Annotated in this window: 15 protein-coding genes; 5 read left to right on the top strand and 10 right to left on the bottom strand. The window is 60.0% G+C overall.

Annotated features, from left to right (window positions below):
* The first annotated feature begins 27 nt into the window (after window positions 1–27).
* The gene (locus PSH88_RS15515) at window positions 28–1,242 is read left to right on the top strand and encodes a hybrid sensor histidine kinase/response regulator (protein ID WP_305421388.1); all 1,215 of its coding nucleotides are present in this window, start codon (window positions 28–30) and stop codon (window positions 1,240–1,242) included.
* 44 nt (window positions 1,243–1,286) lie between these two features.
* A complete protein-coding gene (locus PSH88_RS15510) occupies window positions 1,287–1,664 on the top strand; it encodes a response regulator (protein WP_305421387.1) in 378 nt (125 codons plus the stop codon).
* Between the two features lie 50 nt (window positions 1,665–1,714).
* Here the strand turns inward: PSH88_RS15510 and PSH88_RS15505 are convergent, their stop codons facing one another.
* The 3 genes from PSH88_RS15505 to PSH88_RS15495 form a co-directional block, all read right to left on the bottom strand.
* On the bottom strand, window positions 1,715–3,385 hold the full coding sequence (locus PSH88_RS15505) for a response regulator (RefSeq protein WP_305421386.1): 1,671 nt from the start codon (window positions 3,383–3,385) through the stop codon (window positions 1,715–1,717).
* Window positions 3,382–4,884: an ATPase domain-containing protein gene (locus PSH88_RS15500; RefSeq protein ID WP_305421385.1), complete on the bottom strand. Its 1,503-nt coding sequence runs from the start codon at window positions 4,882–4,884 to the stop codon at window positions 3,382–3,384. Before PSH88_RS15500 ends, PSH88_RS15505 begins: the two co-directional genes overlap by 4 nt.
* Window positions 4,885–5,015: 131 nt before the next feature.
* Window positions 5,016–6,071 (bottom strand): tetratricopeptide repeat protein, encoded by a 1,056-nt coding sequence (locus PSH88_RS15495; protein ID WP_305421384.1) that lies wholly within the window; start codon window positions 6,069–6,071, stop codon window positions 5,016–5,018.
* Between the two features lie 245 nt (window positions 6,072–6,316).
* On the opposite strand from PSH88_RS15495, the gene PSH88_RS15490 reads away from it, so the two are divergent.
* Genes PSH88_RS15490 through PSH88_RS15480 form a run of 3 tightly spaced genes read left to right on the top strand, consistent with a single transcriptional unit; the run spans window position 6,317 to window position 9,624 of the window.
* Window positions 6,317–8,464, top strand: coding sequence for an FUSC family protein (locus PSH88_RS15490; RefSeq protein WP_305483287.1), 2,148 nt, complete (start codon window positions 6,317–6,319; stop codon window positions 8,462–8,464).
* Window positions 8,454–8,654, top strand: coding sequence for a DUF1656 domain-containing protein (locus tag PSH88_RS15485; RefSeq protein ID WP_305421382.1), 201 nt, complete (start codon window positions 8,454–8,456; stop codon window positions 8,652–8,654). The genes PSH88_RS15490 and PSH88_RS15485 overlap by 11 nt, the downstream gene beginning before the upstream one ends.
* 4 nt (window positions 8,655–8,658) lie before the next feature.
* Window positions 8,659–9,624 (top strand): HlyD family secretion protein, encoded by a 966-nt coding sequence (locus PSH88_RS15480; protein ID WP_305421381.1) that lies wholly within the window; start codon window positions 8,659–8,661, stop codon window positions 9,622–9,624.
* Between the two features lie 207 nt (window positions 9,625–9,831).
* Here PSH88_RS15480 and PSH88_RS15475 read toward each other — a convergent pair whose 3' ends face one another.
* From PSH88_RS15475 to PSH88_RS15445, 7 genes are all read right to left on the bottom strand, one after another.
* Window positions 9,832–11,253 (bottom strand): efflux transporter outer membrane subunit, encoded by a 1,422-nt coding sequence (locus tag PSH88_RS15475; protein ID WP_305421380.1) that lies wholly within the window; start codon window positions 11,251–11,253, stop codon window positions 9,832–9,834.
* A complete protein-coding gene (locus PSH88_RS15470; protein ID WP_305421379.1) occupies window positions 11,250–14,441 on the bottom strand; it encodes an efflux RND transporter permease subunit in 3,192 nt (1,063 codons plus the stop codon). Before PSH88_RS15470 ends, PSH88_RS15475 begins: the two co-directional genes overlap by 4 nt.
* A gap of 15 nt (window positions 14,442–14,456) precedes the next feature.
* The gene (gene mexE, locus PSH88_RS15465; protein ID WP_007905572.1) at window positions 14,457–15,710 is read right to left on the bottom strand and encodes a multidrug efflux RND transporter periplasmic adaptor subunit MexE; all 1,254 of its coding nucleotides are present in this window, start codon (window positions 15,708–15,710) and stop codon (window positions 14,457–14,459) included.
* A gap of 319 nt (window positions 15,711–16,029) precedes the next feature.
* Window positions 16,030–17,184 carry an alginate O-acetyltransferase AlgX-related protein gene (locus tag PSH88_RS15460; RefSeq protein ID WP_305421378.1) on the bottom strand — a complete coding sequence of 385 codons (1,155 nt, stop codon included), beginning with the start codon at window positions 17,182–17,184 and terminating at the stop codon, window positions 16,030–16,032.
* The gene (locus PSH88_RS15455; RefSeq protein ID WP_305421377.1) at window positions 17,184–18,593 is read right to left on the bottom strand and encodes an MBOAT family O-acyltransferase; all 1,410 of its coding nucleotides are present in this window, start codon (window positions 18,591–18,593) and stop codon (window positions 17,184–17,186) included. Before PSH88_RS15455 ends, PSH88_RS15460 begins: the two co-directional genes overlap by 1 nt.
* 18 nt (window positions 18,594–18,611) lie before the next feature.
* The gene (locus tag PSH88_RS15450) at window positions 18,612–19,286 is read right to left on the bottom strand and encodes an alginate O-acetyltransferase AlgF (RefSeq protein ID WP_305421376.1); all 675 of its coding nucleotides are present in this window, start codon (window positions 19,284–19,286) and stop codon (window positions 18,612–18,614) included.
* Complete coding sequence (locus PSH88_RS15445) at window positions 19,283–19,951, bottom strand: SGNH/GDSL hydrolase family protein (RefSeq protein ID WP_305421375.1); 669 nt, start codon at window positions 19,949–19,951, stop codon at window positions 19,283–19,285. The genes PSH88_RS15450 and PSH88_RS15445 overlap by 4 nt, the downstream gene beginning before the upstream one ends.
* Window positions 19,952–19,963: the final 12 nt, after the last annotated feature.

Below are 19,963 nucleotides of genomic sequence, written 5' to 3'. Positions count from 1 at the left end.
TTTGCTTGTCGAGCTGGAAGGAATCGCATGCTAAGTAATATCCAGGCCAAATTACTGATCGTCGACGACCTGCCGGAGAACCTTCTGGCGCTCGAAGCATTGATCAGGCGTGAGGACCGTATCGTCTACAAAGCCCTGTCCGCCGACGAAGCTTTATCGCTGTTGCTGCAACACGAATTTGCCATGGCCATTCTCGATGTGCAGATGCCCGGCATGAACGGCTTCGAACTGGCCGAGTTGATGCGCGGTACGGAAAAAACCAGAAACATCCCGATTGTGTTCGTCAGTGCCGCCGGCCGCGAGCTTAATTACGCGTTCAAGGGCTACGAAAGCGGTGCGGTGGATTTCTTGCACAAGCCGCTGGATGTTCACGCGGTCAAGAGCAAGGTCAATGTCTTCGTCGACCTGTATCGCCAGAGCAAAGCGATGAAGCACCAGGTCGAAGCGCTGGAGCAAAGTCGCCGTGAACAGGAGACGTTGCTCAAACAATTGCAGAACACCCAAAACGAGCTGGAGCAAGCGGTGCGCATGCGTGATGACTTCATGTCCATCGTGGCCCACGAAGTCCGTACGCCGCTCAATGGCCTGATTCTCGAAACCCAATTGCGCAAAATGCATCTGGCCCGGGATAACGCCGCGGCATTCACCCTGGACAAGATGCACGCCATGGTCGACCGTGATGAGCGGCAGATCAAAAGCCTGATCCGCCTGATCGAAGACATGCTCGATGTGTCGCGGATCCGCACGGGCAAGCTGTCGATCCGCTCCAGTCGGCTGGATCTGGTGCAGCTGGTAAAGAATCTTCTGCAAAACTTTGCACCGCAGACCGAGGCCGCAGAGTCGTCGGTGACCTTGACGGCCGACCAGCCCGTGGTGGGCAACTGGGACGAGTTCCGTATCGAACAAGTGATTTCCAACTTGTTGACCAATGCGCTGCGTTATGGCGCCAAGAGCCCGATCGACGTACGCGTGTACAATCACGACGGGCAAGCGCGAGTTGAGGTTCAGGATCGCGGTATCGGGATCAGTGAAGATAATCAGCAGCGCATTTTTCAGCAGTTCGAACGGGTTTCCGCCAAGGCCGTTGTAGCGGGGCTGGGCCTGGGGCTGTTTATTTCGGAGCAGATTGTCGCCGCCCATGGTGGCTCCATCACCGTCGAGAGCCGGATTGGCGAAGGCGCCTTGTTTCGCGTTTGTCTGCCGCTGCAGGAAAACAGCCCGATAAACGCAACCTCTGAGTGACCGCACGGTCGTATCAGCAGCTATTGATCGAACAAAGGTTTTCCATGAGTGAAGATGCACAAGATGTGGTACTGATCGTCGAGGATGACCCTTCGATCTTGATGGTGCTGTCTGCTTATTTGTCGGGTGAGGGTTACCGGGTGCTGCAAGCCGAAAACGGCGAGCAGGCCTTTGAAATTCTGGCGAGCAAACCGCATCTGGACATGATGATCACCGACTTCCGCTTGCCGGGGGGAATCTCTGGCGTACAGATCGCCGAACCCGCCGTGAAGCTGCGACCGGAGCTCAAGGTGATCTTCATCAGCGGTTATCCGCAGGAAATTCGCGAGACAGACAGCCCGATCACCCGCAAAGCCCCGATCCTGGCCAAGCCGTTCGATCTGGATGTGTTGCAAAAGATCATGCAGGACCTGCTCTCCTGAAGCTGCGTCGGCGGTTGTTGACCGCACGGCAGCTCCTACGCAAGCATCCCTCAGGTTCTGATCATTTCCCGCACCTTCGCCGTCAACAAATCGAAGGTGAACGGCTTGGTGATCATCTGCATGCCGGGATCAAGAAAACCCCCGCGCACCGCTGCGTGTTCCGCATACCCGGTGATGAACAATACCTTGAGATCAGGCCGATACTGCCGACCGATTTCCGCCAGTTGCCGGCCGTTCATGCCCGGCAGGCCCACGTCGCTGATCAACAGGTCGATTCGCTGGTCGGAGTCGAGAATCGGCACGGCGCTGTCGGCATCGCTCGCTTCAACGAAGGCGTAGCCCAATTCACTCAATACGGTGCTGACCAGGACTCGCACGGCGGGGTCGTCCTCGACGATCAGCACGGTTTCGCCGTCCCGGGCGAAAGGGGTGTGTTGGGTATCGACTGGGGTGTCCTGGAGCAGTTCCCCGCTGAAACGCGGCAAAAACAGGCTGACCGTGGTGCCGTTCCCGACTTCACTGTCAATGCTGACGTGTCCGCCGGACTGTTTGCTGAAACCATAAATCATCGACAAACCCAGGCCTGTGCCCTGGCCGATGGGTTTGGTCGTGAAGAAAGGATCAAAGGCCCGGTTGATGGTGCTTTGCGGCATACCGTAACCGGTATCGGTGACGCTCAGGGCAATGTAATCGCCCGGTTGCAGATTGCTGTGGGCCTCGGTGAACCCCGTATCCAGATGCTGATTGGAGGTTTTGACCAGCAGCTTTCCGCCGTCGGGCATGGCATCCCGGGCGTTGAGCACCAGGTTGAGCAGGGCGCTTTCGAGTTGGTTGGGGTCGGCCTCGGCCACCCACAGTTGCTCGTCCAGTTGCATTTCCAGGTGAATGCTTTCGTTGATGCTGCGCTGCAACAGTTCACCCATGGATACCACCAGGGTATTCATTTGCACGGGTTTTGAATCCAGCGACTGGCGTCGGGAGAACGCCAGCAGACGATGCGTCAGGCCCGCTGCACGGTTGGCTGAGGTCACCCCAAGATCGATCAGGCTGTCCAGGTCCTCGGTGCGTCCCCGGGCCAGACGCCGGCGCAGAAGCTCGAGACTGCCGATAATACCGGTCAGCATGTTGTTGAAGTCGTGGGCAATACCGCCGGTGAGTTGACCGACCGCTTCCATTTTCTGCGACTGCCTGAGGACCTCTTCGTTGTGACGCAATTGCGCGGTGCGTTCCTCGACCTGTTGTTCGAGGGTTTCCAGGGTATTTTGCAGACGCAGTTCGCTTTGGCTCAGATCAATCAACCGGTCCCTGGCCTCATACTGGCGTCGTCGCCCACGTAACGCTGTGGTGACCAGACTGATCAGCGTGACCGGATGAAACGGCCGCTCGAGAAAGGTCACGTTGCCCAACTGCAAACCGAGCCGCGACGCAGGGTTCTGCTCCGGGCCACCGTGGTGGGTCAGCAGTACGATCGGCAGATCCGACCACGCCGGTTGCTGCTCGATCAGACCCAGCAGCGGTTCAAGGTTTGCGCCCAACAAGGCCTCGGAAGCAATCACCAGCAGGCCGGCACCCAGCGACAGTTCGTTGCACAACGCACCCAGATCGCGGGTGATGACCCCCTCGAACCCTGCCTCGTTGAGCATCATCAGAGCGATCTGGCTGTCGCGGCCCAGCGGCGCAAGAATAATCGCACGCTCGGACATTGCCTCCATGGCCGTCACTGGACATCTTCCTTAAGCAGCGGATTGCTCGCGCCCAAGTAAGTTGGCACGCCACGCAATACACCCTGAAAAGCATCCAGTGGTTCACCGATGGTCATGCCCTGGCTGCTGATGCGGTACTCGCGAATGGTCGATTCGTGGCTGCCGGTACGTTTCTTGATGATCGAGATCGCCCGGCGAACCTTGCCCAGGGCTTCGAAGTAGCGCAACAGAATGACGGTGTCGGCCAGATAGGTAATGTCGACGGGGGCCTGCATGTCACCGACCAGCCCATGTTGGGCGACGGTCATGAATGTCGCGGCACCTTGGCGATTGAGGTACAGCAGCAACTCATGCATGTGCAGCACCAGGGCATTTTCCTCGGGCATCGCCGCCTGATAGCCGTTGATACTGTCGATCACCACGGTTTTGATAGGGCCCTCATCGACACAACGGCGAACTCGGTGGGAGAACTCGCCCGGGGACAACTCGGCGGCATCCACTTGCTCGATCAGCAGGTTGCCGGTGTCTTCCAGGGCCTTCAGGTCGATGCCGATGTTTTTCATGCGCTCGAACAGCAACCCCAGCTCTTCATCGAAAATGAACAGCGCGGCCTTTTCGCCACGGGCCACCGCCGCAGCGGCGAAGACCATCGAGATCAGTGATTTGCCGGTACCGGCCGGGCCGAGGATCAGGGTGCTGGAGCCTGTCTCGATACCGCCACCGAGCAGGGCATCCATTTCCGGGATGCCACTGGTTAACTGCTGGCGTGTATAACGCCCGCGATGTTCGGCCGCCACCAGGCGTGGGAATACATGTACGCCGTCACCCATGATGGTGAAATCATGGAAACCGCCCCGGTACTTCTGACCGCGATACTTCACCACGCGGATGCGCCGGCGTTCGGCACCGTAGTTAGGCGTCAATTCTTCGAGACGAATCACCCCGTGGGCCACGCTGTGCACGGTTTTGTCGAGGGCTTCGGTGGTCAGGTCATCCAGCAGCAGTACCGTGGCCTGGTAGCGCACGAAGTAATGCTTGATGGCCAGAATCTGCCGGCGGTAGCGCAAAGAGCTTTGGGCCAACAGGCGGATTTCGGACAGGCTGTCGACCACTACGCGAGTCGGTTTGACCCGTTCGACCGCTTCGAAAATCTGTTTGGTGGCTTCGCCCAGCTCCAGGTCCGAGGAGTACAGCAGACTCTGTTGATGCTCGGCATTGAGCAGGCTTTCCGGCGGCGTCAGCTCGAAGATGTGGATGTTCTCATCCAGCTCCCACCCGTGGGACAACGCCCCTTGGCGCAGCTCGCGCTCGGTTTCCGACAAGGTGATGTACAACGAGCGCTCGCCAGCACGGGCGCCAGCCAACAGAAAATGCAAAGCGACGGTGGTTTTGCCGGTTCCGGGTTCACCCTCCAGCAAGAACACGTGGCCGCGGGACAATCCACCGGCCAGGATGTCATCCAGACCTTCAATGCCGGTGGCGGCTTTTGCACTGATCAACTCGTTAGACGTAGACAAGAAATGCCCTCTCGTGACTAAGGGAGGCGAGGCGGCAGGCTTGGAGCCTGAGTGGACTGCCTGATCACTTGACCTTTTGTCGAGACGGCGGTTCAACCTTTTCTTGCTCTGATTTGTAGCAGAGCGATCGTTTACAGACCTTGCTGCAACGCCGGATCATCCGGATTGAGCTGTTCCAGCTGTGCCAGCAATATCTGCACGTTCTGCAACTGTCCGCTTTCCTTCCAGTAGTTGATCAGCAGCACGCGCGCCTTGCGATCGGCCGGGTGGCGCTGAACGATTTCCTGCAGTTGGTTCTGCGCCGCTTCCAGCTCCTTCTCGCTATGCAGCGTAGTCGCCAGGTCGTAGCGGTAATCCTTGTTGTCCGGCTCAAGCTCCACGGCTTTGGACAGCCCGAGCAGGGCGAACTCACTTTGCCCGTGATGCAGCAACCAGAGCCCCAACGCATGTTGCAGGTAGGCCGAGTCAGGCTGGGCTTTTAACTGTTTCGCCAACAATTGCCTGGCGGCATCGCTTTGGCCCTGTTTATCCAGCACTTCGATTTGCATCACCAGTGCCGGCAGGTTGCCGGGCGCCAGTTGCAACGTGCGCTCCAAGGCCTGCTGCGCGTTCTTCAGCTCGGCATTGTGCAAGTGCAGGCGCGCCAATTGATACTGGGTTTCGGCGCTTTCCGGCTGACGCTTGAGGAGCTGTTCCCAGGCATCGATAGCTTGTTCCAAGGGGCCGAAGTACAACCCCAGTTCATCCGGCGTCAGACCCAATAAGGCATTGACCGCCGCAAACCGGACACTGGGGTCGCTGTCATCGAGCAAGGGCCCCAGCAACAGACTGCGCTGCCCACTGGGTACCAGCCCGCTGATGCTTTTGATCGCTGCAATGCGCACATCCGCCGAGGGATGTTGCAGGTCCGCATCCGCGAGCTTCAGGGCTTGGGGGCTCGGATAATTGGGCAGTTCGGCATGCAGCCAGACGCGGCGCTTGGCCGACAGATCAGGGCGGCCCAATTGCTGGTAAAGCACCCGCGCCGCCCCCGGTTGACCCGCGCGTGCCTGGGCCAGCGCTTCGCTGTAGCCATGCTTGATCGCCGCCGGCACCACAGGCGTCGTGCTGCGCAGAAAAAACCAGGCGAGAGCGAGGGCGAGCAATACGCAGAGGCTGATGAGCAAGTAGCGGCGGGACTGAGGCATGCAGGAATCCGGGGCTGGCAGGCTTTTGCAAAGCCACCAGCTTCGGTCAGGCCGGGCTGTGAGTCAAACCCAAGCTTGGTTCAGCACGTAGTCGACGGGCTCAAGGGCGGGTGGCAACTCGGTTTGCCCCAGCGCTGCCGGCACTTCGCGCTCCAGCATGCGCACAGATGTTGCCTACAGGTTTTGTCGACATTGAAACCTGTCGAGGCATTGAAGCAATGACTACGCTTGCTGGAGATGACTCAATGAGCGCTCCCATGCAATCACTGCTTCTATATTTCAAGGCGATACTCAACCCCGGAAGAGAGGTGCTGCTGTTCGCCCTGAGGACCATTGTGGCGGGGCTGCTGACATTGTATCTGGCCTTCCTGTTCGACCTCGAACAGCCCAAGTGGTCGATCATGGCGGTGATCATCGTCAGCCAGCCACTGGGTGGCATGGCCCTGGCCCGAAGTTTCGGCCAAGTCATCGGCACCACGTTCGGAGCAGTCGTGGCGGTATTGATCATGGCGATCTTTCCCCAGGCGCCCCAGCCTTTCATCCTCACTCTGGCCTTGTGGTTGGCATTCTGTACCGCCGGCGGCACGTTGTTGCGCTACACCAGTTCCCAGGCCTTTGTTCTGAGCGGGTACACGGCGGTGGTGGTGGCGCTGCTGGCGGTGCCCGATCAGGAAGGTACGTTCCTGCTGGCCGTCACTCGTGTGACCGAGACGCTTTTGGCGGTGGTTTGTGTGTGCGTGGTCAGCCTTCTCACGGCGCGGCCGGAAGCTGTGGCGCGGGATTACTTCGCCAAGATCGATCAGGTCATCAAGCTGCTCGCGACCCACGCTGCTGCCGTCATTCGAACCGAAGAAAGCGAGGTTGACTTCCATCGGCGGCAGATGCAGCTGCTCGGCGCAATCAGTGCTCTGGAGGGGGTACGTCGGCATTTATATTACGATGCGCCACGGTTGCGAAGCGCCAATAGTCTGGTGCAGCTGCTCGGCAATCAACTGGTGCTGCTGACTTCGCGGTTGACGGCTTTGCGCCATCAGCGACAACTGCTGACCGAGCGCTGGGAAGGCGCGTTGCCGGAAGAGATACAGCGTTTGCGCGCCGAAGAATTGGCGTTTCTCGATGAACTAGCCCTGCAAGGGCGTTCACTGTCGAGCGAGGAGCGGCACCATTTCGCCGCGCTGCAACAGCGTTTCGATGACCAGGCCTACAAGGCCGAACAACTCACCGAGACGATGCCTGCCACGCTGCGTTCATTGGCCTGGGCATTGCGTTGGGAGCAGGCACGGATGCTAGAGCAACTGGCGCAGATTCTGGAACTGAGCGACGCGATTCAGGAAGGGCGTGAAGCCAGTTGCGTGTTCCGTGGCCAGGAAAATCCGCTGCATCTGGACTTCACTTTGGCGGCAATGAATGCAATCCGGGCATTTACCGCGTTGCTGGTGGCCGGTCTGATCTGGATCGAGACCGCTTGGGACGGGGCCCGTGGCGGGATGATTGTGGTGGGGATTCTCTGTTCGCTGATGGCGACTTTTCCGCGGCCGTTGCTGGCCGCGCAAAGCTTTGCCAGGGGGCAGGCTCTGGCCTTGGTGGTGTCGGCGCTCTATCTGTTCTTGCTGATACCGATGATCAGTGACTTCGAGTTACTCGCCTTGTTGCTTGCCCCATTGCTGTATGCCGTTGCGGTGGGGCTGGCCAGTCCGGCAACGACTGGCACAGGCATCGGTCTTGGACTGACGACCATTCTGTTGCTGGGTCCGCAAAACACAGAAATCGGCCAAAACAGTGCCATTCAGTGGTTCGAGTTTGCCGGTGCGTACATCAGCGCTTCCGCGCTGGCGCTCAGTGTCTACGCCTTGATTTTCCCGTTCAGGCCCGTTTTACGGATGCGCCGGCTGTTCAATGAAAACTGCGAGCAGGTCTACGCTTTGCTGAAGACGCCGGCCACCGATGAACAGCAATTTACGTTTGAAAGCCGTATGGTCGATCGCCTGACCATGATGCTGGGACTATTGCCGGCTACCAACGACAAGCACTCCAGCGAGCTGTTCGAAGTCAGCCTTGGCTGCATGGCACTGGGTGTGGCCTTGAACCAGCTCAGGCAACAGGGGCAAAGCAACACATTGCTGAGTACAGAACAGCAAAACCGTTTGCTGGCTGCCGTCCGTGAGACAGGCCGATTGATCTCTGGGCGGCCCGGGATTGACCTTGAGCAGCTGCTCGGAAACTTGCGTGTCTTGGGCGATGAAATGGACGACTTGCATTTAGACGTTCATGAACACCTGTGGTCGGTATTCAGGATGCGAGTGGCGTTGTTGATCGTGGTGTCGTTTCTGGAGCGACATCGCAAATACTTTCAACCCGCCCAAACGGAAGGAGAGCCAGCCCTTGCCCATTGATTTTGAATTGGGTGGTGTCTACTTGCCGCCGATCGCCCAGGCTTTGCTACTGGCCCTGCCGATTTTCCTGCTGCTGGACTGGATCTTGCGCCGCGTTGGCGTGCTGCGTTTTGTCTGGCATGAGGCCTTGTTCGAAGGCGCGTTGTACGCCTGCGTTTGCGCGACGCTGATTCTGGTGATGGGAGCTTGATGCTTTGAGGAAGATCCTTGCTCGACTGGTGACCGTGGCGGTGGTATTGCTGGCCTTCGTGCTCGGCTGGTTCGCCTGGGAACATTACACTCGCGCGCCCTGGACTCGGGATGCGCGGGTTCGTGCCGATGTGGTGACATTGTCCGCCGATGTCTCGGGGCGCATCGTCAGCCTGAGTGTTCAAGACAACCAGCATGTCGAGAAAGGCCAGTTGCTGCTGGAGATCGACCCGGCTCGTTATGCGCTGGCAGTGGAGCATGCCAAGCGAGCGGTGGAAGTCTCAAAAGCCACACTGGGCCAGTCTGAAGCGACGATTGTCTCCAGCGAAGCGCTGCTCAGGCAGCGCCAAAGCGAAGAGCGTCGCCGTCGAACCCTCAAACAGGGTTTCGCGATCTCCGGCGAAGAATGGGAAAAATCCAGTACCGAAGTGGCGGTGGCGCAGGCGGAGCTGTTGCGCAATCAGGCCAATCTGGGCCTGGCACAAGCCAATGTGCAACTGGCGATCGCCGCATTGACCCAAGCCGAACTGGACTTGCAGCGCACTCGGGTCGTTGCGCCTGTCAGCGGTTACGTGACCAACCTGCTGACTCGCCAGGGCGATTACGCCACTGCCGGGGGGGCGTTGTTGGCGCTGGTGGATAGCGACTCGTTTTATGTCAGCGGCTACTTTGAAGAAACAAAGCTGCCGCGAATCGAGGAGGGCGACCGGGTCAGGGTCGAGTTGATGAGCGGCGAGACCTTCGGCGGCACCGTGCAAAGCATCGCTTTTGCTATCGCCGACCGCGAGAACTCCCCCGGCAGTCGCCTGCTGGCCAGCATCAACCCAAGTTACACCTGGGTGAAGCTGGCGCAACGGGTGCCCGTGCGGATTCAGATCGATGCTGACTATGTCGCTAAAAACCGTTTGCGTGCCGGGACCACGGCCACGGTGACCGTTGAGGAAAACCGGGAAAACAAGGTAACCCACTAACCCTGTGGGAGCGGGCTTGCCCGCGATTGCGTCGGTACATCCAACATCCATGTACCAGACAGACCGCTATCGCGGGCAAGCCCGCTCCCACAGGTTCTGTGAATGCTTCCAGCACCGTGCGCAGACAAAAAAAAGCCCCGCGACCGAATGAGGCGCGGGGCAAAAAAATTGGTTGGTTGCGGCCAACCAAAGGAGCGCTTTAACACATTACTTGCTGGCGACCGTCTCTGGTTGCCAGCCGCCGCCAAGGGCTTTGTAGATTGCGACAATGCCGCGATACAAATCGACTTCGGCCTGGGCCTGGGTGTCTTCGGCTGCCAGACGCTCACGCTGAGCATCGAGCAGCACGAGGAAGTCCACGGTACCTTCGCGGTAGCGAATGTCGGCGAGGTCTGCGGCGGCGCGGCTTGATTCGCTTTGACGAATCAGCGAGATCAGGCGCTGCTGACGTTTACCGTAATCGCTGAAGGCGTTTTCCGACTCTTCCAACGCCAGCAGTACTTGCTGCTCGTAGGTCGCCAGGGCGCCTTCGGCTTCAGCATCGGCGCCGCGCAAACGGGCGCGCACGCTGCCCAGGTCGAACGCCGCCCAGGTGATGCTCGGGCCCAGTGCCCAGGCATTGGCCGCCGACGAGCCGATCTGCGAACCGCGCCCGGCAGTCCAGCCAAGAAAACCGCTGAGGCTCACTCGAGGGAACAAATCAGCCTTGGCCACGCCGATACGCGCGGTGGCAGCCGCCAATTTGCGTTCGGCGCTGAGGATGTCCGGACGCCGTTGCAGCAGTTCGCCCGGATCACCGATCGGCAGGGCCTTGGCGATCGCCGGCAAGTCTTTAGGACTCAGGTCGACGGTCAGCTTGTCCGGACGCTCACCCAGCAGGGTGGCGATGCGGTTGCGCTGACGCACCTGTTCGGCTTGCAGTTGTGGCACGCTGGCTTCGACAGAGGCCAGGCGCGCATCGGCGCGAACCACGTCCAGCTGATCGCCGACACCGGCATCACGCAGGTTTTCGGTGATCTTGCGCGATTCCTGCTGGTTGTTCAGGTTGGCCAGGGCGATCTTTTCCCGCAGTTGTGCGCCGCGCAGTTGGCCATAGGCGTCCACCAGTTCGGCAATCATGGTGACTTGCAGTTGGTAAAGATCGGCTTCGGCCGCCTGCTGTTCAGCGTCGCTGGATTCCAGGTTGCGCTGGATGCGACCGAACAAGTCCAGTTCCCAGGCCATGTCCAGCCCCAGGTCATAGCGTTCACTGCTGACGCGTTTAGTGGTCTGGCCGGGAATTTGCCCCTTGGCCAGATCACTGCTCGCACGGCTGGTGATGGTCGGCATGGCGTCATTGCTGGCGTCATCGCGAATCGCCCGGGCCGCTTTCCAGCGGGCGAAGGCCACGCGCAAATCGCGGTTGCCTTGCAAGGATTGCGTCACCAACTGGTTGAGGGTCGGATCGTCGAACTGCTGCCACCAGATGCCTTCGAAACGGGCGCGGTCGAAGTTCTTCTGACCGGCGCTGCCATCGGTGGCGGCCGTGATGTTGGCCGCCTCGGTGGTTGGGGTTTTGTAGTCCGGGCCGACGGCACAGGCACTCAGGGCCAGTACCAGCAGGCTCGGCAGGAAGGCTTTCAGGCTCATTGTTGCGCCTCCAGTTGCTTTTCCAATTTCAGCGCCTTGGCCGCTTTGCGCGCTTCACCGCGTTCCACAAAGTTGCGAATCAGTACGTAGAACACCGGCGTCAGCAACAGCCCGAAGAAGGTCACCCCGAGCATCCCGGAGAACACCGCCACACCCATGGCATGACGCATTTCGGCACCCGCACCGCTGGAGAAGACCAGTGGCACAACACCCATGATGAACGCGAAGGAGGTCATCAGGATCGGCCGCAGACGCAGGCGGCAGGCTTCCAGCACCGCTGCCAGCGGGCCGAGGCCTTCTTCCTGTTTATCCTTGGCAAACTCGACGATCAGAATCGCGTTCTTACACGCAAGTCCCACCAGTACGATCAAGCCGATCTGGGTAAAGATGTTGTTGTCGCCGCCCGAGGCAATCACCCCGGTAATCGCCGACAGCAGGGTCATCGGTACGATCAGGATCACCGCCAGTGGCAAGCTCCAACTTTCGTACTGCGCCGCGAGCACCAGGAATGCCAGCAGTACGCAGAGCGGGAACACGAACAGCGCGGTGTTGCCGGACAGAATCTGCTGGTAGGTCAGGTCGGTCCACTCGTAGGTCATGCCGTTCGGAAGTTCATCCTTGAGCAGTTTCTCGATGGCTTTTTCGGCCTGGCCGGAGCTGTAGCCGGGGGCTGCCGCACCGTTGATTTCCGCGGTGATGAAGCCGTTGTAGTGCATTACACGATCCGGCCCCGAGGTGTCGCTGACCTTGATGAAGGTCGCCAGCGGGATCATCTCGCCGCGGTTGTTACGCACTTTCAGCTGACCGATCTGGTCCGATTCGAGACGGAACTGCTGCTCAGCCTGAACGTTGACCTGATAGGTGCGACCGAAGCGGTTGAAGTCGTTGGCATACAGCGAACCCAGATAGATCTGCAGGGTATCGAAGATGTCGCTGACGGCCACGCCGTGGGTCTTGGCTTTTTCCCGGTCGATGGCGGCATCGACCTGCGGCACGTTCACGGTGTAGCTGGTGAACAGGCCAGCCAGTTCCGGCACGCTGTGGCTTTTGGTGATGATGTTCATGGTTTCTTTGTACAGCTCGTCATAGCCCAGGTTGCCCCGGTCTTCGATCTGCAGGCGGAAACCGCCAATGGTCCCCAGGCCTTGTACCGGCGGCGGCGGGAAGATCGCCATATAGGCTTCCTGAATCCCGGCGTACTGGCCGTTCAATGCACCGGCAATCGCCCCGGCGGACATGCTCGGGTCCTTACGCTCGTCGAAAGGCTTCAGGGTGACGAACACGATGCCGGCGTTAGGGCTATTGGTGAAACCGTTGATCGACAGACCCGGGAAGGCCACGGCGCTTTCCACCCCAGGCTGTTTCAGGGCCAGGTCGGACATGCGCTTGATCACGTCTTCGGTACGGTCCAGGCTCGCGGCATCCGGCAGTTGCGCGAAGGCCACCAGGTATTGCTTGTCCTGGCCGGGTACGAAACCGGTCGGGGTGTTGGAGAAACCGAAGAACGTCAGCACCATCAGGCCGGCGTACACCAGCAGGGCGATACCGCTGCTGCGGATAACCCGGCCCACGGTGCCGACATAACCATGGCTGGCCTTGTCAAAGAAGCGGTTGAACGGACGGAACAACCAGCCACCAAAGATCTTGTCCAGAACCTTGGAGAAACGGTCTTTCGGCGCGTCATGGCTCTTGAGCAACACGGCGGCCAGCGCTGGCGACAAGGTCAGCGAGTTGAAGGCCGAGATGACGGTCGAAATCGCAATCGTCAGGGCGAACTGTTTATAGAACTGCCCGGTCAACCCGGAGATGAACGCCGCCGGGATAAACACCGCACACAGCACCAGCGCCGTCGCGATGATCGGACCGGTCACTTCACGCATCGCACGCTTGGTGGCTTCTATAGGGGTGAGTCCGAGCCCGATGTTTCGCTCGACGTTCTCCACCACCACAATCGCATCGTCGACCACGATACCGATGGCCAGTACCAGTCCGAACAGCGACAGGGCGTTCAACGAGAAGCCGAACAGGTGCATCACGGCAAATGTACCGATCAGCGAAACTGGCACCGCCACCAACGGAATGATCGAGGCGCGCCAGGTTTGCAGGAACAGGATCACCACGAGCACAACGAGGATCAGCGCTTCGAAGAGGGTATGAACCACCGCCTCGATGGAGCCGCGCACGAAGATCGTCGGGTCATAAACGATGCTGAAGTCCATGCCTTGCGGGAAGTTCTTCTTCAGCTCGGCCATTTTCTCCCGAACGTCGTTGGAGATCTGGATCGCGTTGGAACCAGGGCGTTGGAAGATCGGGATCGCTACCGCCGGCTGGTTGTTCAGCAAGGAGCGCAGGGCGTATTGGCTGGAGCCGAGTTCGACGCGAGCAATGTCTTTCAGGCGAGTGATTTCACCATTTTCGCCGGAGCGAATGATGATGTTCTCAAACTCTTCCTCGGAAACCAGACGGCCTTGCGTGTTGACCGACAGCTGGAACGCGGTGGCATTCGGCGCAGGCGGAGCGCCCAGGGCACCGGCCGCCACTTGACGGTTCTGTTCACGAATCGCAGTGACCACATCGGTCGCGGTCAGGTTGCGCGAAGCAGTCTTGTTCGGATCGAGCCACACCCGCAGCGAGTAATCGCCCATACCGAACAGCTGCACATCCCCGACACCGCCCAGACGCGCCAGCTCATCCTTGATGTTGAGCAAGGCGTAGTTGGACAGGTAAAGCATGTCGTAGCGTTTGTCCGGCGAGGTCAAGTGCACAACCATGGTCAGGTCGGGCGAAGCCTTGTCGACAGTGATACCGATGCGCGTCACTTCCTCGGGAAGTTTGGGCTCGGTCCGGGTCACGCGGTTCTGAACCTGCACCTGCGCGTTGTCCAGGTCAGTGCCCAGGGCGAAGGTGATGGTCAGGGTGATCTTGCCGTCAGCGGTGGACTGCGAGGACATGTACAGCATGTTCTCGACGCCGGTGATGGCTTGCTCCAAAGGAGCGGCCACGGTTTCACCGATGACTTTAGGGTTGGCGCCCGGGAAGTTGGCACGGACCACAACGGTCGGTGGCACGACTTCCGGGTATTCGCTGATCGGCAACTGGAACAGCGAGATGGCGCCAGCGATCAGGATCAGCAGCGAGAGTACCGCTGCAAAGATCGGCCGTGAAATGAAGAATTGGGAAAAATTCATCGGAGTAATTGTCCCTTAACCGCGTGGAGTCGCAGCAGCCACTTTCACAACCGTACCCGGCGCGACCTTGGCAGGTGCGACTTGGGGCAGGTTGCTGGCTTCCAGCGCTTGTCGTTGTTGTGCGAGAGCCGCGAGGGTTTCCTGGCTGGCCATCGGGATCACTTCAGGCGTGACCGGCGAACCAGGACGAACCCGCTGCAAACCCTTGACGATGATGGTGTCGTCTTTGTTCAGGCCGCTGCGCACGATGCGCAGACCTTCGATCTTCGGACCCAGCTCGACAGGGCGGTAAGCCGTTTTGTTGTCGGCATCCATCACCAGCACGAACTTTTTACCCAGGTCGGTACCGACTGCTTCGTCGTTAATCAACACCGCGGAGTAAGTGCCGCTGCCCACCAGTTTCAGGCGTGCGTAAAGACCCGGGGTGTAGGTGCCGTCGCTGTTGTCGAACACCGCGCGACCGCGGATGGTGCCGGTCTTCGGGTTGACCTGGTTGTCGACGAAGTTCATCTGGCCCTGGTGCGGGTTGCCGTCTTCATTGGACAGGCCGAGGTAAACCGGCGTGGTTGCACCGCGTTGTCCCTGGCGGGCGAGCTGGGTGTATTTAAGGAAGACACGCTCGTCGGCGTCGAAGTAGGCGTAGACCTTGTCGGTGGACACCACGCTGGTCAGCGCGGTGGTATCGGCGGTCACCAGGTTGCCGGCGGTGATTTCCGCACGGCTGACACGGCCGCTGATAGGCGCAGTGACGCGGGTGAAGCTCAGGTTCAGTTTGGCCAGGTCCAGTTGCGCCTGGAGGGCGCCAACGGCGGCGCGGGCTTCTTGAGCCGCGCTGGTGCGCGAGTCGGCGAGTTCGGCGGAAATCGCGTTGCTGGTGCGCAGACGTTCGCCGCGCTGGGATTCGTTTTCGCTGCGGGTGGCGGTGGCGCGAGCTTGCGCAACCAGGGCTTCGAGGCGGCGGACCTCAGCCTGGAACGGGCGCGGGTCGATCTGGAACAACAGATCGCCTTTCTTGACCAGCGCGCCTTCGGTGAAGGCGACGTCATCGATCTGGCCGGAAACCCGTGGACGAATCTCTACCGTTTCCGGCGCTTCAAGGCGCCCGGTGAATTCGTCCCACTCGTTGACCGGTTGTTCCAGCACCTTGGCCACGCTGACTTTGGCCGCGGGCATGGTGGCGGCAGCGTCCGGGGTCTTGCCGCAAGCGCTCATCACCAGCACGGCCAACAGGGCCAAGGGGAAGCGCAAATGTTTGAGTGACTGTTCCATGGATGCATCCGCCAATGTATTGAGATGGACGGATGATGCTTGGCGGGGTGGTATGGCACGAATCGAATGAAGCGAAGGTAACTATCATTCGGAATGATATAAGCTCAAAGCGAGCCCTCTAGCATGCACCTTCCATTAGTGGGCTATCAAATGAAATGATCACAATTCAGTGTTGCGGGGAGTGCAAAGGGCGGCTCGCGGGCAAGCCCTAATGCCGGCAAGTTAAGCCGCGACGTACTTTTTGTAGCAGCTGCCGAACGCAGGCTTCACCAGCTGCTACAGATCGCATTACAGCGTAACTTACTGGCATTCGGGGCATCTATTGCAGTGATCGATACGCAAGGAGGGCGGTGTCGGCCGTTTGCAGGTCCCGCTCCGGGATCTCCCAGATGATGTGTTTGGGCGGTGTTTCTTTGAAGGCGGAATTGTTGAGGTAGCTGTTTGCAGCACCAGAGAACGCTCCGCCATCTTTGGCGAAATTGCCCACGGGGGCGCCCAGTGCCTGCTGCAGGAAACCCCCGAAGTTGGAGTTGCGTGAGAATGAAGTGCCGATGAGCGCGGTGTTGGGGAGGTCGGCATCGCCAAAGAGGTCTACCTCAGTGTCAGGGCTGGCGGCTGATACCACGGGAAGTTCGTGGGTGTTGGTCTGGGCGACCATTTCGGGTGCGGGTTGCCATTTGAGCGGCAGCCAGTCGATGCCCGCCAGATGGACCAGGTCGCCAGGCCGCAGCGCGAGCGGGGCATGACTTTCGTTGAATGACCTGCGTGGTGTTGCGGTAATGCCCAGGGCCTGCAGGCGCTGCGCGATGGCATCGGCCGCCGCCCTCGCGCCGGATTCGTTCCAGTGCGTATCGGTGCGTAACCAGGCAGTGGCCCCCAGTGGCGTCAGTGCACCGGTGAGGTCCAGGTTCGACACGCCACCCACATCCAGTTTCGAGGTCCAGGCCTGGATGCGCCCTTCGAGAACGGCGGGGCGGTGTAGCGAGCAACGTTGCTCGGAAGCAATGCGGCTCTTGTCTGGAACGATGACCACCAGCAGGTCGATTCCTCGTCGGGAAAGCTGCTGTTTGAGCTCAATCACCGCCTGGGCTTTGGCATCGGCATTGCGCTGGGCTTGATGATCGACCTTGAGTTCATCGGCCAGAAACAGCCAGTCAGGACAGCCCTGGCGAACCCTCGGCCCCGTATCGCGCAGGAGCAGCCAACTGGCGCCGCGCTCCAGGTCGGCGAGGGTTGTGGGGAAGGACGCTTTCGACAGTTCCCTGGCGATCCAATGGGTGACATTGCCGTCGAGAATCTGCTCGGCCCGCCACTTATCGGGTAACCGTTCAATCTGTCCTGAACCGATCAGGCGGCCAGAGGACAGCAGCCCGACGAACAGGAATAGCAGCAACGCCACGCCTGCCAACGGACGGCGGGGTGCAACCAGGGCATCTGGCTGATTGAGGAGGGTAGTGTGCTCTGGGGACGTCATCAGAATTGAAAGTACAGGAAGGGCACGGTTTCACGACTGGCGATCAGTGCGAACGACAGCATGAAACCGGCGATGGGCCAAAGGGTCGAGGCGTAGAGCGCTATGCCGCCCAGTTGTTTCTCACAGTAAGGGCGTAGCAGCGGTGCGACGATACCGAGCACACCCAGCAAGGCCGCAAGGCCATGTATCGGGCGCAGCGTCGTGCTCAGTTCGTCACCGAGGGCGATACCCTGCAGGCCGAACTGCCCGGCATACAGGCGCAGTGCGCCATCAAGGTCGGGCGCGCGGAACAGTGTCCAGGCCAGGCTTACGAACAGCAGTGTCAGGCCATGGGAAAGCCCCGGCGGTAAAGTGGGCAGGGTAGAACGGCTCCAGGCACGGTCAGCGCATAACGCCAGGCCATGGGCGCAGCCCCAAAGCAGATAATTCCAGCTATCACCACCGTGCCAGAGGCCGGCGATGGCCATGATCAGGAGCAGGTTGTGATAGGTTTTCCAGGCACCGTTGCGATTGCCGCCCAGCGGAATATAAAGATAGTCCCGTAACCAGTTGGACAGCGACAGATGCCAGCGGCGCCAGAAGTCCTGGATGCTATTGGCCAGATAGGGACGGTTGAAGTTCTCGGGAAAATGGAAACCCAGCATCAGTCCCAGACCAATGGCCATGGCGCTGTAGCCGGCGAAGTCGAAGAACAGTTGCAGGGAGTAGGCAAGGCAGCCAAGCCAGGCGTCAAAGAAGCTTGGGTTCTGCACGTTGAACGCCACGTCGACCACGGGTGACAGGGTGTCGGCCACCAGGACCTTCATACACATCCCGACCATGAACCGGCGCGCGCCCAGCGAGAAATTCTGCAGGTTGAAGTCACGCCGCTGCAGCTCGCGCCGAACCCAGTCATAGCGAATGATAGGGCCGGCGACCGAATGGCCGAACATCGAAATATAGGTGGCGTAATCAATGAAGCTGCGTTCGACCGGCACGGTGCGGCGATGTACATCCACCAGATAGGAAATCGCCTGCAATACGATGAACGAAAGCCCGGCCGGCATGATGACCCGCTGCCAGTCCAGAGGCATGGCGCCGGACCAGGTGATGGCGTCGATCAATGTGCCGGCCACGATGTTGGCGTACTTGTACCAGCAAAGCACCGCCGTGTTGAACACGATCAGGGCCACGAGTATCCGCATGCGGCCCTTGCCATCTTCCCGTAAGGCGTCAATCAGCAAGCCACCGACCCACGCCGTGATCGTCAATATCACATGCACGGCGAGGAACCGTGGGCTCAACCAGCCATAGAACAGCCAGCTGCCGATCAGTAGCGTGACGTTGCGCCAGGCTCCTGGACACAGTGCATAGGCGCACAGGAACAGCGGCAGGAACAACGTCAGAAACTCGAGAGAGGCAAAAACCATAGTGGTGGTGCAATCCGATCAGTGGGCCAGGACATCAGTTGCGAGCAGCAGCTGCGGGCCATGTGCACCAGGCAGCAGCACAACGCTGTAGCGCTCGCCGGCCTTGAGCTGGCCCAGGTCCAGCGGGGCACCGACATCGGTGCGGGCGCAGACCAATTGAACCGAAAGGCGGACGGGGTTGATGGCGCGGCGTTGCACGCTGGCATTGGCCACATCCTTGAACAGTTCGGCGTTCACCCCCGCAGCGCGCAAACCGGCCTGGGGGCAATCCGGATCGGCGCTGACAAACGCCAGTGAAGCTCTCAGGCTATTGAAGTCGTCGGGTTGCTCACGGATGACGACCTGGCGGATGCCTTGAGTACTGTCCGGCAATGCGATCACGCTGGCGAATTCACCCGCCGCCACCTGGATATCCAGCGGCTGGATATTGCCGTTGCGTTCCAGGGTGCCCTTGATCGGCTGGTTGGCGGGCACGGGCAGGTAGTCAGACACGGCATTCGAGCCTTCGAGTCTGAGGCTTGCCCGAGAGCCTTCGGCCAGCAGTTGCAACGGTTGCTCGGCGGCATTGATAAAACGCAGGAAGGCCGAGTCCTGATCCGGGCCCGTCGGGTAGAGAGCGATGTCGGCGGCCTGGGCGTGCAGGCTCAGCATCAAGGGCGCGAACAGCGCCCAGCCACGTGCTGATCGGCTCATTTGGCGGTTCCTGTGCTGCTGACGCGGTCGGCGGGCAGTTTGGCCAATGCACCGCCGATCGCAGTGCCCCATGCTTGATAACCGGCGACGGTGAAGTGCTGCCCATCGGTGGTAATCCATTGCCCGGGTTTGGACAGCGTCAGCGAGTCGATGTACGTGCAAGGCGCCACGTTCGCGGCCAGAAACTGCGATATCAACTGGGTGCGGGCATCATTTTTCTGGTACATGCCACCCGCTTTGCCCCAGGCCGGGCCAACCCAGGCGCAACGGGTTCCGGTGGCAGCGATGGCCTTGGCCAGGCTGGTGACGCTTTGCCATGCCCAAGCCTTCGGAAACACCGGCTTGTCATAGGACGCCATCGTGTCGCCGATGACCAGTACCACCAGGTCGGGTTTGTCGGCGGCTATCAGGTCCTGGATCGGCGTAGTGGTTGCATCGCGTCCCTTGATCACGATCTTGCCGTTGCCTTTTCGTTCGGCACCGCAGTCGACTTTTTTAGTGATCAGCCAGTCGCCGGCGCTGGCGCCGCAGGCACCGATAGAGTGAACCTGGGCGCCTTGGCGAGTCAGGTTGTCATGCAGCGGTTCCAGCAAATGGTCCGCGAGGCTCATATGGCTCTCCCCAAGGACAAGGAGAGTCAGACCGGCAAGGGCAGAAGTGGGCATCGAAAGCTCCAG

The organism is Pseudomonas wuhanensis, from assembly GCF_030687395.1.
In the GTDB taxonomy this organism is placed as follows: Bacteria; Pseudomonadota; Gammaproteobacteria; order Pseudomonadales; family Pseudomonadaceae; genus Aquipseudomonas; species Aquipseudomonas wuhanensis.
This window is presented reverse-complemented; position numbering and strand designations above follow the sequence as displayed.